The following is a 14,739-nucleotide window of genomic DNA, read 5'->3' as shown; positions in this document are numbered from 1 at the left end:
GATGGTGAAGCCGTTTTTACTTGGAAGCGAAAGGTGTCCGGCCGCGCAGCCGCGCGAATGTCGCGCAGCCCGCAGCCGGAACGATTCCTTCGGTACCGCCGTTCGGTTCTCCCGCCCCGTACGACGGACAGGCCGCCGCCGAGACGAACGGTCCTCGGATCCTTTTCGCAAGGATAATTCGACGGCACGCTCCGCGGTTCCTCTTTTATTCGGAGAAATGATCCTTTTATTTGCCTTCTTGCTCCAATGCCTCCTGGACCGCTTCGCGCTCCGCTTGCTTGCGATGGGCGATGCGGCTGGAAGCCGCGGCCGCGATCGCGCCGACGATGTCGTCAAGGAACGTATGGCAATCCTTGCCGTTCTTCTCGTTCAGCTTCTTCAGCACGCCCGGCTTGAACTTGTCGACGTAGCCGAAATTCGTGAAGCCGATGCTGCCGTAGACGTTAACGATGCTGAGCGCCAGCACTTCGTCGCAGCCGTACAAGCCTTCGTCGTGCTTGATCATATCCTGCAGCGGCGGGAGGAGCTTGCCTTCCTCCGCCAGCATATCCAGCTGTATGCCGGTCAAGATCGCGTTCTGCACTTCCCGCTTGGATAGGACGGCCTCCACGTTCACGACGCACTCGTCCAAGGTCAGCTCCGGGAAGTAGTCTTTCTGAAGCAGCATGACGAGCTGTCCGATCTGTTCTTTGGCGACGCCGCGCTTCGTGAGCCATTCTTCGGTCGCTTGCGCCACTACTTTGCTGTTGAGTCGGTAAATGCCTGGATTGGACATGGTCAGCACCTCTCTCTTCGCATCCATCATGGAACTCGCGCCGGACCCCGGTTCCATAGTTATGTGTATTCCCCGTCCCGGCGATTAGGATCGATTCCGATCTTCTCCTTGCCGACGCATGGACAATCTGTACATAAATATCTCGGGGGCTCGTATACATAGTACTACAATTCGGGGGATGTGAAAAACCAAGGGCTCCCCCGCACGGGAGGAATCGTTCATGATATCCAATGCCATGCGCAGCCGCTCCGCCAAACTGCTGGCCTCCGCCGGCCTAGCGCTGGTCATCGCGGGATGCAGCTTCACCGGCACCCAGGGCGCGAAGACGGAGCCGATCGATCAGCCGCCTGCCGATGTCGAATCGCAGATGCTTCAAGCGACGGAGCAGCAGCCGGCATCGGCGGGCGTCGCCGACGGGCTGACGGTGTATCTTCAGGACCGCAACGGGTTCGTCGCTCCGATGACGCTCAGCCGGCCGCAATCGGAGAACCTGGAGAGCGAGGGGGCCGCGTCCCCGGAGGAGACCGCGCTCTCCTGGATGACCGCCGATCCGAAGCTGGCGCAGCAACTGCCGCCGGGCTTCACGCCCATTCTTCCCCAAGGGACCAAGATCAAGTCGGTGGACAAGGATCTGGAAACCGGCATCGTCACGATCGACTTCGCGTCGCCGCTGCCGGCCATTCCGGCTTCGCAGGAACGCAAAGCGGTCGAGGCGCTCGTGTGGACGATGACGGAGCTGCCGGGCGTGGAGAAGGTACGGCTCGAACTGGACGGCAAGCCGCTCACGGCGATGCCTGCGTCGGGACTGCCGCTCGCGAGCGTCCTCACGCGCGACATGGGCATCAACCTTGAGCAGGCCGCCGGCGTGCAGGCGAGCCGCTCGATGGCCGTCACCCTGTACTTCTCCGCCAAGACCGCGGAAGGCGAAGGCTACTTCGTTCCGGTCACCCGTCTCGTCGAACGCCAGACCGACCGGGCGCGCGCCGCGTTGAACGAGCTGATCAAAGGACCGAGCGATACGAAGAAGCTGGACCCGGTTCTCGTAGCGGGCACGTCCGTCGAACAGCTGTCCGTGCTGTCCGATACGGTCGTCGTGAAGCTTCAAGAGAAGGGATGGGCGCCGAAGCTGCCCGTACCGGAAGTGCCTGCGGATATGATGCAGGCGCTCGTCCTGACGATGACGGAAGCGACCAAGGCCCCCAAAGTGCAGCTCGCGCTGAACGGCAATACCGAGCTGCTCGATTCGGACAACCGCTCCTACGCCCAGCCGGTCACCCGGCCGACGCAGATCAATGCGTTGTCCCGGTAAAGCTTGATTGGCTTGGCGAAGGTACCCTGCAGCCTGGCGGCTATCGGACCATGCCCGTGCCTTGGATCTTGACGTCGGTCCGCACTTCGAAGCGGATATCCGGATAGATCGACTTCCAGTGCTCCCAGGCTTTCTGCCGGCCACGGTGGATGGCGAGATAGTGCAGGCCGAACCCGTAAGGGTCGACGCCTTGGTCGCGGATCTTGTAGAGCAGCTGTTCGGTCGACTCGGAGAAGCGCTTGCCCATTCGCCGCTCCAGTCCGTGCCAATCCGCCTCCAGCACGCGCGGCGGACTCTGCTCCAAGAAGCCCGTCGCGCGGACGTGCAGGACGACCTTCGGATCGGTGCCGCCGACCATGGTGATCCAGCTTCGGAGCCTGGTGACGGCCATGACGATCCGGCCTTTCTCGGAAGGCATCGCCATCACCGCTTTGCGGATATCGTTGGCGGTCATATTGAACACTTGCGTCTCTTCCGGATTCAGGATGAGACGTATTTTGTTTTTGTCGAGCAGCGCCACGCGGTTGATCTGATAGGCATGCTGAGAGCTGCGGGCGACGGGGAGGATCGGGTCCAATCCGGTCTCGTACTCGCGGCGGTACAGGTCGAACATGTACTCCGTGACGGTATCGGAAGCCTCCGTGCCTTCATTGCCGAACGTGAGGAACAGCGCGTTGCCCGGATACCGCTCCGAGATCGGCTTCGTATGCAGGATGGAGGCCGCGTCGGGATCGCCGACCATGATGTTGGAGACGCCCTGGATATCTCTCCTGCGGGCAAGCCATTGCATGGCATCCTGGAATCCCTGCTTCTCGAGCATGCCTCTGCCGAAGACGAATTCCCGGCAGTGTCCGAATTCCAGCTCTTTGTCGACGTTGGACTTCAAGTGCCTCACGGCTTCGGCGATCGACGCCGCATCCACCGTCTCCACCTGGGCATGCGCGGTGCCGGCTTCGACCTTGGACGAGGTGAGCGCGAGACGGAGCGTGACGCGGTAGGGCTTCTCCGGATCGTCGGTTTGGTCGAATCCGGCCGATACGACGAAGAACCGCTTGTCGATGTCTTTCAATTGGCAGCCGCCAAGCGGCAGTACGAGCAGCGCCAAGAGCAGCCAGCCGACGCACGTTCTTCTCATGATCCGGTCGCCTTGCTCGCGGGATTGCCGGACGATTTCGGCGGGGCGCGTCTCCTCTGCTTGCTCCTCCGATCCATATAGACGAACAGCAGCAGCAGGGCCGTCAGGATCACCTCGATGAAGAATCGGCTTACCAGCCAGATCTCGCTCAATATGCGATTGCGCAAGTCGTTCGTAAAATAGGCGTACGCGAACGTGATCGCGGCCAGCGCGATGCAGACGTACCAATTGACGGCGGGCACGCGCGGCTGGTCCGTCGCAGGCGGGTATCTGCGAAAGCAGGCTTTGAAAAATTCCATCGCCGTATGCCACGTGTTCATGACGAACAGCAGCGAGAGGAGCGTGTAGAGCAGCAGGAAAAGATACAGGACGCGTTGGATGAACCCGTACTTCATGATGAGGCAATCCGTCGTTACGCTCCAAATATACAAGTAATTCCCTACCGCTTGGGTACCGTGGAATCCGATCGGCACGAAGAAGGAGACGAGAAGGAACATGGTGCCGATCAGCGGGATGATCCAGCGGTAGCGGAGCTTGTAGCCGGGCTTGGTCAGGCGGTTGAACAGGGTCGCGTTCATGGCGCCCGAGAAGACGAAGGTCGCGGCATAAAAGGAGATCGCGGACGGGGGCTTGGTGACCTGGTTCGCGACGATCCAGATCGCATCCCAATCCAGCCAGGGGCTGAGCATAGCCTTGAGCAGAATCCAGAAGATCATAGGCGTGCTTAAGATCAGCAGCATCTCATTCGTGAATTGAACGGAGCGGGAGCACCTGGAAGCCGCCCAGATGCAGGCGATCGCCATGATCGTCAAGTTGATGTACGGACTCGTCTCGGGATTGAAGAACAGTCCGATCGTATTCGAATAGGAGTAGAGGACGATGATGCCCCCGGTTGCCCATATGACGATTCCGATGCCGTTGAGGAAGCACGCCAGCCACCGGGGCAGGAACCGGTCGAAGATCTCGGGCAGACCGAGACCGGGGAAGCGCTGGAAGCAGGATGACGTCAAGTAGGCGATGAGCGTGCCGGCGGCGATCGCCAGCGGTATGGCCGATACGCCGCCGCTGAACCGATGGCTGATGAGCAGCGCGGGGACGAGCATCATGATGTTCATCAACCCGACGTAAACGACATGATAATAGTAGAACCGGATCAAACCCGGATCACCCCGCTTTCTGATGCGCTGGATTTCGCTTGTTCTTTTTCTTTTTCTCGTTGATGAACAGGGCGAAGTACGGCTCCCCGAAACTGCGCATGTTGCACAGGTAAACGATCAGCATGAACAAGGTGACGACGACGCCGATCAAGCCGGAGAAGATCGATACGGCGACGAACAAGTACTTAAGGACGCGGATGAAGTAGCTGAACGTCGAATTGGGGATGACGAAGTTCGAGATGGCCACGACCGAGGTGACGATGATCATGATGCTGCTGACGAGCGCGGCCTGCTGAGCGGCCTGTCCGAGAATCAAACCGCCGACGGTGGCGGCCGTCGAACCGACGAACCGGGGGAGGCGGATACTCGCTTCGATCAGCGCTTCGATCATGAACAGCATGATGAGCACCTCGATGAACGAAGGATAAGGGACCGCCGCCCGGCTGCCGTCGATCGTGAAGGCGAGCTGGACGCGGAATACTTCCGGATTGTACGAGACGACGGAGATGTACAGCGCGGGCAGCGTCAAAGTCAGCAGCATGGCGATGTAGCGCAGGACGATCAGGAACCGGCTCATCCAGAACGGCTCGTAATAATCGTCCATCGCGCTCAGAAAGTCGAAGAAGCGGACGGGCATCAGTAGGACGAACCGGCTCCCGTCCAGCATGATGACGATCTTGCCTTTGTTCAGATGCATCGCCGTACGGTCCGGACGCTCCGTCACCAGGATGACCGGGAACATGCGGTGCCGCTTGTGGGACATGAGCTTGACCAACTGGCCGGCGGCCAGGATCAGATTTTTGTCGACCTCGTCGAGCCGGGAACGGACCTCTTTGAGCGTCGTCGGGTCTACCTTGTCCCGGTCGTACAGGAGCATGATTCGGGATTGGGAAGCGATGTCGTTCTTCTCGTGCCATTCCACGCCGAGCGACTTCGAATTGTACAGCGTGCGAATCAAGTTCAAGTTGAGGTCCAGGTCTTCCGTATAGGCGGATTGAGGACCTTGCAGAGACGCCTCGACTTGGGTCGGATCGGGCTTCGTCTGCATCTTGCGGATCGCGCCGAAAGCGAAGGTCTCGCCTTCGTACTGCAGCAGGACAAAGCCTTTGAGCAGCAAGCCGGACCACTCCTCCGGCTTGTCGGCGCGAATGAACCCGAGATCGGCATGCAGCATGCGGCGGAATTCGTCGGGATCGAACCGGTAAGAGAAGGGGACAAGGATGCCGTCCTTCACTTGATTGATATCGCACATGCCGGGGAAGAAGCAGAACTCCATCTTGGTATAGCCGTTATCCATCGTCTCCGTGATGAGATCGTCGGGGTTGCCGAGCTGATCCCGGACTTCTTTGAGCATTTTCCCTTCCCTCCCTTCTATTTCCATTCCGCTTTAGATTGCCCGGATAGCGGCTCGTCATACGAAAGCGGCGGAAGCGGCCAGGCTAGCGGAAGCCGGGGGTGCTTTTGCCCATGGACTTTGGTAAAATGGGAGGGATTTCGGCTATGCGCTGCTGCCGGGCTACATTGAGGAGGAACATCCATGAGAACGGACGGAAGAAACCCAAGCGACCTGAGACCGTTCGCGGTCACGCTTCATCCGAATAAATACGCAGAGGGCTCCGTGCTCATCGAAATGGGAGACACGAAGGTGCTGTGCACCGCGACGGTGGACGAGAAGGTGCCGCCGTTCCTGAAGGGACAGGGCAAAGGCTGGGTGACGGCCGAGTACGCCATGCTGCCGCGAGCGACGCAGACCCGCAATCAGCGGGAGTCGATCAAAGGCAAGCAAGTGGGCCGCACGATGGAGATCCAGCGGTTGATCGGCCGGGCGCTCCGCTCCGTCGTGAGCCTGGAAGCGCTAGGAGAACGGACGATCACGCTCGACTGCGACGTGCTGCAAGCCGACGGCGGGACCCGCACCACTTCGATCACCGGGGCGTTCATCGCGCTCGCGCTCGCTATACATAAGCTGTCCGCCCATACGAACTTCGCGAAGTATCCGCTGACGGACTATCTGGCTTCGGTCAGCGTCGGCTCGCTGCAAGGACAGACGCTGCTCGATCTGAACTATGCCGAAGATTCGAAGGCGAAGGTCGACATGAACGTCGTGATGACCGGCGCGGGCGCCTTCGTCGAAGTGCAAGGCACGGGGGAAGAGGCGCCGTTCACGCGTTCGGAACTGGACGAGATGCTGGCGCTCGCCGAAACGGGCATCGCGCGGCTGATCGCGCTTCAGCGGGAGACGCTGGGCGAGGCGGGCGCGCGGATCGGGACGGCCAAAGTATGATCCGGTCCGGGGATACGCTGCTCGTCGCGACGCGGAACCGGGGCAAGACGGCCGAGTTCCGCGCGGCATTCGCGGGTCTCGGCGTTGAAGTGCGGGACTTGAACGATGCGCCGGAGGGTATTCCGGACATCGTCGAGGACGGCGCGACGTTCGCCGACAATGCGCTGATCAAGGCCCGGATCGTCGCGGAGGCGACGGGGCTGCCCGCGCTGGCGGACGACTCCGGGCTCTGCGTCGACGCGCTGGGCGGCGCGCCCGGCGTGTATTCGGCCCGCTATGCCGGCGAAGGGGCGACGGATGCCGACAACAACGCCAAGCTGCTCCGCGAACTGGCCGCCGCCGGCGCGAGCGCTCCGGCCGGAGCCGCCGCCGGCGCGCCGGGCGCCCTTAGCGCCGCCCGCTTCGTCAGCGCGCTCGTCCTGTACGTCCCGGGCGGAGAGACGAAGACGTCCGAAGGCGACGTCGGCGGGTACGTGATCGCGGCGCCGCAAGGCGATGGCGGCTTCGGCTACGATTCGCTGTTCTGGCTGCCGGCTTACGGCCGCACGATGGCCGAGCTGACGACCGCGGAGAAGAACGCGGTCAGCCACCGCGGCGAGGCGCTGCGGCGGCTGCTCGCGCAGCTGTGATCGGCCGCCGCTGACGGCTTGAAGCGAATAGGAACATGTGAACACCCTACCATCCATTTGGATGCGTAGGGTGTTTTTTTGTAAACCATTTAGAATTTATAAGTTTCGTGTTTATCCGTTTCTAAAGGGTCTCCGATCAAAACGTCTCGCCCTCTTCTGAGGACGGCGAAGCCGTTTTTACTTGCACGACCGTTGGAAAGTATCATTTTTCGTTGCACAGGCAAATTTTAATGGCGCTTACAACCCGCTAAACTTAAGGTCAACCAGCACAGCGATACAGGAGGAATGAACGTGGCGCAGCTCTCCGCGCAAACCAGCAAACCAACCGCCAAGCGGTCCGGCAACGTGTTCGTCCGGTATTTCCGGCAGTGGGACATTCAACTGATGGTATGGCCGGGTTTGCTCTTGATCTTCACCTTCAGCTATATCCCGATGTACGGGATTCTGACCGCCTTCAAGGACTATAACATTCTGAAAGGGTTCGCGGACAGCCCCTGGGTCGGGTTCAAGCACTTCCAGGACTTTTTCTCGAACCATGACTTCGCCCACGTCATGCGCAATACGATCATCATCGCGCTGCTGAAGCTTGCGATCGGCTTCCCCGCTCCGATCATCCTGGCGCTCATGCTGAACGAGGTCCGGCACGCGTTCTTCAAGCGGCTCGTGCAGAGCGTGACTTACTTGCCGTACTTCCTCTCGTGGGTCATCGTCGCGGGAATCGTCATCTCGATCCTCTCGGTGGACAACGGCAGCATCAATATGGCGCTGCAGGGCGTCGGATTGATCGACAGCCCGATCAATTTCCTCTCGATCCCGCAATACTTCTGGACGATTCTGATCACGACGAACGTGTGGAAGGAAGTCGGCTTCGGATCGATCGTGTTCCTCGCGGCGATCGCGGGCATCGACCCGCACCTGTACGAGGCGGCGGAGATCGACGGCGCGAGCAAGTTCAAGATGATGTTCCTCATCACGCTGCCTTCGATCATGCCGGTCGTCGTCATCTTCCTCATCCTGGCGATCGGCAACCTGCTGAGCGCCGGCTTCGAGGACATCCTTCTCCTGGCGAAGAACCCGCTGCTGCGGGGCGTGTCGGACGTCATCGACACGTACGTGTACCGGATCGGCATCGAGAACATGCGCTATTCCTTCGCGACGGCGATCGGATTGTTCAAGGCCGTCATCAGCGTCATCCTGCTCGTCATCGCGAACCAAGCGGCCCGCCGATCCGGCAACAGCTTGTGGTAAGACGGCAACATTGAACTAGGAGGCCCACCGAATGCACAGATTGAACGCAGGCGACCGAACGATGCTGTACCTCATTTATTTCCTGCTCGCGCTGCTGACCTTCTCGACGTTCTACCCGTTCTGGAACGCGCTCGTCATCTCCTTCAACGCCGGCCAAGATACGTCGCTGGGGGGCGTAACCTTCTGGCCCCGCGCGTTCACGCTGGAGAATTACGATATCATTTTCAAGGACGACAGGCTCCTGAACGCCTTCGCCATCTCGGTCGCCAAGACCGTCGTGGGGACGGTCGCTTCGATCTTGGCCACGGCGATCTTCTCCTACGGGATGACGCTTCCCGGCCTGATCGGACGCCAATATTACATGATCTTCTGCATGATCACGCTGTACTTCGGCGGAGGCCTCATTCCGACCTATCTGCTGATCCGCGATCTTCATCTGATGAATTCGTTCCTGGTCTATATCGTTCCGGTACTCATCAACGTGTGGAACATGATCATCTTCCGCACCTTCTTCAAGGGTCTGCCCGAAGGGCTGCAGGAAGCCGCCAAGATCGACGGCGCCGGCCATTGGGGCACCCTGTTCCGGATCGTGCTCCCCCTGTCCGGTCCTGTCATCGCGACGCTGTCGCTGTTCACGGCGGTGAACCAGTGGAACGAGTGGTTCTATGCCAGCATCTACATCGAGAACGCGCATCTGCTGCCGATCCAGACCATCCTGCGGCAGATCCTGAACTCCAATATCGTCACCGAGAACGTCTCTACGCTGGATGCCGGCGCGCAGGCCGCCCTCGGCAAGGTGCAGAAGGTGACGAGCAAGTCGCTGTCGATGGCCGTCATGATGGTCGCGACGCTGCCGATCGTCTGCGTGTACCCGTTCGTCCAGCGCCACTTCGTCAAGGGCGTTCTCGTCGGATCGCTGAAGGAATAAGCGATTTTTACCCCCGGGTTTAGCGCATTTTGCTTGAACCATAGATTATACTTAATCCAGAGAGGGGCATTACCAGAATGAGAAAGTCGAAGAGAGCACTACTCGGCTCATTCGCCGGCGTGTTCGTGCTGGCGTCCGCGCTTACGGGCTGCGCGGGCAGCAAGGACAAGAACGCGGAAGGATCCTCGTCGCCCGCGGCGTCCCCGAGCGCCAGCGCGTCGGCCGGCGTGTCGGCGTCCGATTTGTATGAACTCGGCAAAGAGCCGCTGACGATCTCCCTGTACGGCCATTACGATTGGTATGCCGCGCCGCCTTGGGGCGAAGACGAAGCGTCGAAGTGGATAAAAGAGAACAAGAAGCTGGGCATCAACTTCATTCAATCCGGCGGCGACGCGAAGAAGAAGCTCAGCACGATGATGGCCACCAAGGAGCTTCCGGACATCATCTGGATGGACCGCGGCTCCGCCGAATACGAGATGCTGCGCCAAGCGGACATGCTCGTGCCGTTCGACGATTATATGAAGAAATACCCGAACCTGCAGAAATATCTGTCCCCGGAGACGGCCAACCTGCTCCGCGCGGACGACGGCAAGCTGTACCAATTCCCGAACTGGTACACGAACAAAGACAAGCCGAACGGCAACGCCGGCTACGTCGTCAACAAGAAGATCTACGAAGAGCTCGGCTCTCCGAAGCTGGAGACGACGGACGATCTGTATGAATACCTCAAGGCGGTCAAGGCCAAATACGGCAACGACATCATCCCGTTCGAGCCGGAGCTCGCCGTCGACGGTCAAGGCCTAGACGTCCTCTACTCCGCGTTCGGCGAGAACGCGTTGAACCGCTGGATCGGCAACCGCGCCGTACCGTCCGGCGACAAGATGACGTCCGTCTTCAAGGACCCGGTCTACCGCGAGTCGATGCAGTACGCCTCCAAGCTGTTCCGCGAGAAGCTCATGACGCAGGACGCCATGACGCAGACCCGGGACCAGGTCATCGAGAAGGTTAACAATGGCAAAGTCGCCGTTTATGCCTCTTCGAGCCCCACGGACATCGCGGCCAAAAGCCAGGAGCTGCTCGTCGCGAAGAATCCGAACGCCGGCTACTTCATGATCTGGCCGATCGCGAAGCCCGGTCTCGACAAGAACAAGATCTACCCGGGCACGTACGCGACGCTCGGCTGGAACGTCGCCGTCATCACCAAGTCGGCCAAAAATCCGGAAGCCGCGTTCGCCGTGCTCGACTGGATGACCGGGCCGGAAGGCATGAGCGTCCTGAACTGGGGACCGGAAGGCAAGTATTGGGAAGGTCTGGAAGCCGACGGCGTCACGCCGAAGTTTAAGGACGCCTACTGGCAAGACGCGAAGGGCTTGGCCGAACTGCAAGCCGTGACGAACAACCTGATCTTCGTCGGCAACACCGTCTTCACCGATCTGACGAAGGGCAAGTACGAAGCGACGCTGAAGGACGAACAGCGCAGCTGGACGCTGAAATGGCAGTTCGACATCACTTGGAAAACTCAAGCGGACGCGACGGAATATGCGAGCTTGAGCCCGGCGAAGGACAGCCCGGAAGGCATCATCCAAACGGCGGTCGAGGATATCTGGGACGAATCGAGAGCGCAGGCGCTGTTCGCGAAGAGCGACGACGAAGTGCTCCGGATTCTGGACAAAGCGGATCAAGACGCCATGGCGGTCGGCTATCAGAAGCTGCTGGACTTCCAGACGGAGAGATGGCACCGCAATCAGAAGATCATGAAGGGCGAGCAATAATAGCATTCATAGCGGCAGCAAGGAGAGTATACGCCATGTATGCTCTCCTTTGCCGTCGATCGGGAGGGGGGCTTGGGATGTACAAGGTGCTGCTGGCGGACGACGAGATTCTGGATCTGGAGGGCATGCGGACGTTCATTCCGTGGCCGGAGCTGGGGCTGACCGTCGCGGGCGCCGTGAACAACGGCTTTGCGGCCTGCGAGGTGATCGAATCCGAGAAGATCGATATTCTCGTGACCGACATCCGCATGCCGAACATGTCCGGACTCGAGCTGGCCAAGCGCGCGCAGGCGGTTCAGTCGGACCTTCGGGTCATCTTCGTGAGCGGCCATCAGGACTTCCAATACGCCAAGCAAGCGATGACGCTGAACGCGAACGGCTACGTGCTGAAGCCGATGGACGACAAAGAGCTGATCGCGGCGCTCATGGGCGTCAAGCGCGAACTGGATCAGGGGAAGCGTCGGCAGGAGGAGAAGGAAGCGTTCCGGCAGCTCGTGCCCATCGCCAAGAACGAGTACTTGCTCCAGCTCCTGGAGTCGCCGGCGGAGGAGCTGTCTTCTCCCGCGTTGAAGCGGGCTTACAGCCTGGACCGGCTGAATTGGCCGATCCGCGTCGTCGTGCTGGAGATCGACGACTATACGTGGAAGCTGAACCCGTATTCGGAATTCGAGCGCAAGGCGCTGCTGAACCGGTTCTATGCCATGCTGTCGGCTCGCCTGACGGAGCACGGCATTCACGACGTCTGCCGGCTCTCGAAGCAGCGGACCGCCTTGCTGCTCGGATCGGATGTTCCGCTGGATGTCATGGGCGCCTTAATGGACCGGGTGCGGGAGACGTTCCCCTTCACGGTCACGCTCGGCCTCGGGAACGCCGCGCACGGCTTGTCCGAGATTCATGCCGCCCATTCGGGAGCCGTCGCCGCCTTGGAGCAGAAGATGCTTCGAGGCAAAGGCAGGCTGCTCGTCTACGAGGAGAGCCGGCATGCGGATCTCGAAGACCTGAAGGGTCTCGACGGACATCTGGCGACCATGCTGCAGGCGATGGCCCGCTACGATCTGGTCCGCGCCCACGACGAGCTGTCGAGCGTCTTCCGGCTGGCCGCCCAGCTCGGCTCCAAGATCACGATCCGTCACTTCTCCATGTACGTTATCTTGAAGCTGAACGAGCATCTGCGCGGGATGCGCGAGGACTTGTTCCGGCTGCTCGGGCTCGAATTGAAGAATCTGGATATTCTGCTGCAGTTCGAGACGATCGACGACATCCATTCCTGGCTGCGCCGCAAAGTGTTCGAGCTGTCGGAGACGCTGCAAGCGAAAAAGCAGTCGAAGAACGGCAGGCTCGTCGAGAGCGTCGTGGCGCACGTGCGGGAGCGGCTGCAGGAGAACATCACGCTGCGCGAGGTGGCGGAACGCTTCTCCTTCTCTCCGAACCATCTCGGACTGTTGTTCAAGGAAGAGACCGCGCGCAACTTCAGCGAATTCGTCATCGACCTGCGGATGGAGAAGGCGCAGCGGCTGCTGCGGGAGACGAAGCTGAAGATTTACGAAGTGGCCGACCGGGTCGGCTATCGATATTTGCCCTACTTCAGCCGTCAGTTCAAGGAGACGACCGGCATGACTCCGATGGCGTACCGACGGAAGCATTGAACGCTGGCAGCCCAAGGAGGAGAGAGCGATGCCGCCGCCGCGCGCGAAGCGAAACTATTGGTCATTCGGCTACAAGCTCATGCTGTCCTACGCGGCGCTGATCATGATCCCGGTCCTGCTCGTCGGCTACGCGGCCAATTCGGTCTTCGTCGATTCGATCCGCGAGAAGACGCGAACCAATATGCAAGGCACTCTGCACCAGATGATGGACAATATCGCATACCGCATGGAGGATACGCAGCGAATCTCCGACATGCTGTATTTCGACGACACGCTGGCCAGTCATCTTCGTCATTTCGAGGCCGGCTGGGTCAATTACGAGGCGACCAAAAAGGATCTGATGCCCAAATTCCGGACGGCGCTGGGCGCCACGAACCGCAAGATGTGGATGTCGTTCTATCTGCACAACGAGATGTTCCCGGAGATCTACAAGAACTACGGGGATGCGGATCCGCTCTCGCTCCGCGATCAGCAGTACGATTGGTATCATATCAAGCGGATCGCGAACAAGGACTGGTACCGGAACTATCCGGAGGAGCAATACGGCAAGACGCTGCGGTGGAAGCAAATCGAGGACGACGGCCGCTACAGCCGCATCTCGCTCCTGCGGCGGATCGTGGATCTCGGTCCGAAGGACGCGAAGGAGATCGGGTTCCTCCGCATCAGCGTTCGGCTGCCGGATTTGTTCGAGAGCGTGGACTTTAAGAAGATTGGCGAAGGGACGACCATCTTCATCACGGACGAGCGAAGGCGCATCGTAACCTCCTCCGGAGCGCTGCCGCTGGCCAAGGGAGAGGTCTGGGAGGCGAGAGCGGCGGGGGATCAGCTCCTGATTCAGCAGACGCTGCCGGGTCTCGGCTGGACGCTCGCCGCGATCGTCCCCGTGAACCTGACCGAGCAGGATTCGCACAAGATCCAGCTGCTGACGGCGCTGATCTGCGCGGCCTGCTTCCTCGTCTTCTCGGCGGCCGGCATCTTCATCTCCCGCTTCTTCTCCAAGCGGGTATCGAAGATCGTATCGGTGCTGGATTCCTTCCAAGGCGGCGAGTTCCACAAGCGCATCCATTTCAAAGGCAACGACGAGTTCACCCAGATCTCGTTCGCGCTGAACGATATGGGTCAGAACATCGGCCGGCTGATTCGCGAGGTGTACTTGAAGGACCTGCAGAAAAAAGAAGCCGAGCTCGCTTCGCTTCAGGCGCAGATCAACCCGCACTTCCTATATAATACGCTGTCTTCCATCAGCCGGTTGGCCAAGTTCGGCGAGGTGGACAAGCTGCATCGCATGGTGCTCGACCTGGCCAAGTTCTACCGGTTGTCGCTCAGCGACGGGAAAAACATCATCCCGGCCTTCAACGAGCTGGAGCAAGTCAAAGCCTACATCGACATTCAGAAAACGAAATACGGGGAGCGCATGAACGTCCTCTACGAGATCGATCCGGCCATCGCCGGCTATCGGATGCTGAAGCTGACCATCCAGCCGTTTGTCGAGAACGCGCTGGAGCACGCCTGGTGCGGGGACCGCATCGGCTTGCGCATCGCCGTCCGGCTGGAGGAAGGCAACATCGCGATTCTGGTCATCGACGACGGCGTGGGCTTCCACCCGAACCGGATTCAGGAGATCTTCGGGCCGGCGGACGGCGTTCAGGCCGGATACGGCATCCGGAACGTCGACCAGCGGATCAAGCTGCACTTCGGCAAGGAATACGGCGTGTCGATCGCGAGCCGTCCGGGGATCGGCTCGACGGTGCGGATCGTCTTCCCGGCGATCAAGCTCGCGGAGGATCGCGAGCGATCCGCCTAGCGCGCCGCTCCCCGGCAAGGAGGAGCGGCGCTTCGCATGGGGAACGGCAAGG

12 protein-coding genes are annotated in these 14,739 nt (G+C 60.2%); 8 read left to right on the top strand and 4 right to left on the bottom strand.

Features of this window, described 5'->3' with window-relative positions; genetic code table 11:
* Positions 1-226: 226 nt before the first annotated feature.
* Entirely contained in the window at positions 227-775 is a 549-nt protein-coding gene (locus tag H7C19_RS16720) for a phosphatidylglycerophosphatase A family protein (protein WP_185143805.1), read from the bottom strand.
* 220 nt (positions 776-995) lie between these two features.
* Between H7C19_RS16720 and H7C19_RS16715 the strand changes: the two genes are divergently transcribed.
* A complete protein-coding gene (locus H7C19_RS16715; protein ID WP_185143804.1) occupies positions 996-2,084 on the top strand; it encodes a GerMN domain-containing protein in 1,089 nt (362 codons plus the stop codon).
* A gap of 40 nt (positions 2,085-2,124) precedes the next feature.
* Here the strand turns inward: H7C19_RS16715 and H7C19_RS16710 are convergent, their stop codons facing one another.
* Genes H7C19_RS16710 through H7C19_RS16700 form a run of 3 tightly spaced genes read right to left on the bottom strand, consistent with a single transcriptional unit; the run spans position 2,125 to position 5,730 of the window.
* Positions 2,125-3,219, bottom strand: a complete 1,095-nt coding sequence (locus H7C19_RS16710) for a Ger(x)C family spore germination protein (protein WP_185143803.1) — start codon at positions 3,217-3,219, stop codon at positions 2,125-2,127.
* Positions 3,216-4,376, bottom strand: coding sequence for a GerAB/ArcD/ProY family transporter (locus tag H7C19_RS16705; RefSeq protein ID WP_185143802.1), 1,161 nt, complete (start codon positions 4,374-4,376; stop codon positions 3,216-3,218). Before H7C19_RS16705 ends, H7C19_RS16710 begins: the two co-directional genes overlap by 4 nt.
* Positions 4,377-4,383: 7 nt before the next feature.
* Positions 4,384-5,730: a spore germination protein gene (locus tag H7C19_RS16700; protein WP_185143801.1), complete on the bottom strand. Its 1,347-nt coding sequence runs from the start codon at positions 5,728-5,730 to the stop codon at positions 4,384-4,386.
* 183 nt (positions 5,731-5,913) lie between these two features.
* Between H7C19_RS16700 and rph the strand changes: the two genes are divergently transcribed.
* The 7 genes from rph (at position 5,914) to H7C19_RS16665 (ending at position 14,687) form a co-directional block, all read left to right on the top strand.
* Entirely contained in the window at positions 5,914-6,660 is a 747-nt protein-coding gene (gene rph, locus H7C19_RS16695; protein WP_185143800.1) for a ribonuclease PH, read from the top strand.
* Positions 6,657-7,289 (top strand): RdgB/HAM1 family non-canonical purine NTP pyrophosphatase, encoded by a 633-nt coding sequence (rdgB, locus tag H7C19_RS16690; protein ID WP_185143799.1) that lies wholly within the window; start codon positions 6,657-6,659, stop codon positions 7,287-7,289. The genes rph and rdgB overlap by 4 nt, the downstream gene beginning before the upstream one ends.
* A gap of 285 nt (positions 7,290-7,574) precedes the next feature.
* Entirely contained in the window at positions 7,575-8,537 is a 963-nt protein-coding gene (locus tag H7C19_RS16685; RefSeq protein WP_185143798.1) for an ABC transporter permease, read from the top strand.
* A gap of 31 nt (positions 8,538-8,568) precedes the next feature.
* Positions 8,569-9,465 (top strand): carbohydrate ABC transporter permease, encoded by an 897-nt coding sequence (locus H7C19_RS16680; protein WP_185143797.1) that lies wholly within the window; start codon positions 8,569-8,571, stop codon positions 9,463-9,465.
* Between the two features lie 77 nt (positions 9,466-9,542).
* Positions 9,543-11,237, top strand: coding sequence for a type 2 periplasmic-binding domain-containing protein (locus H7C19_RS16675; protein WP_185143796.1), 1,695 nt, complete (start codon positions 9,543-9,545; stop codon positions 11,235-11,237).
* 77 nt (positions 11,238-11,314) lie between these two features.
* The gene (locus H7C19_RS16670; RefSeq protein WP_185143795.1) at positions 11,315-12,883 is read left to right on the top strand and encodes a response regulator; all 1,569 of its coding nucleotides are present in this window, start codon (positions 11,315-11,317) and stop codon (positions 12,881-12,883) included.
* Between the two features lie 28 nt (positions 12,884-12,911).
* Positions 12,912-14,687, top strand: a complete 1,776-nt coding sequence (locus H7C19_RS16665) for a sensor histidine kinase (RefSeq protein WP_246469565.1) — start codon at positions 12,912-12,914, stop codon at positions 14,685-14,687.
* Positions 14,688-14,739 lie beyond the last annotated feature (52 nt).

The sequence above is a fragment of the Cohnella nanjingensis genome, from assembly GCF_014212125.1.
Classification (GTDB): domain Bacteria; phylum Bacillota; class Bacilli; order Paenibacillales; family Paenibacillaceae; genus Cohnella; species Cohnella nanjingensis.
This window is presented reverse-complemented; position numbering and strand designations above follow the sequence as displayed.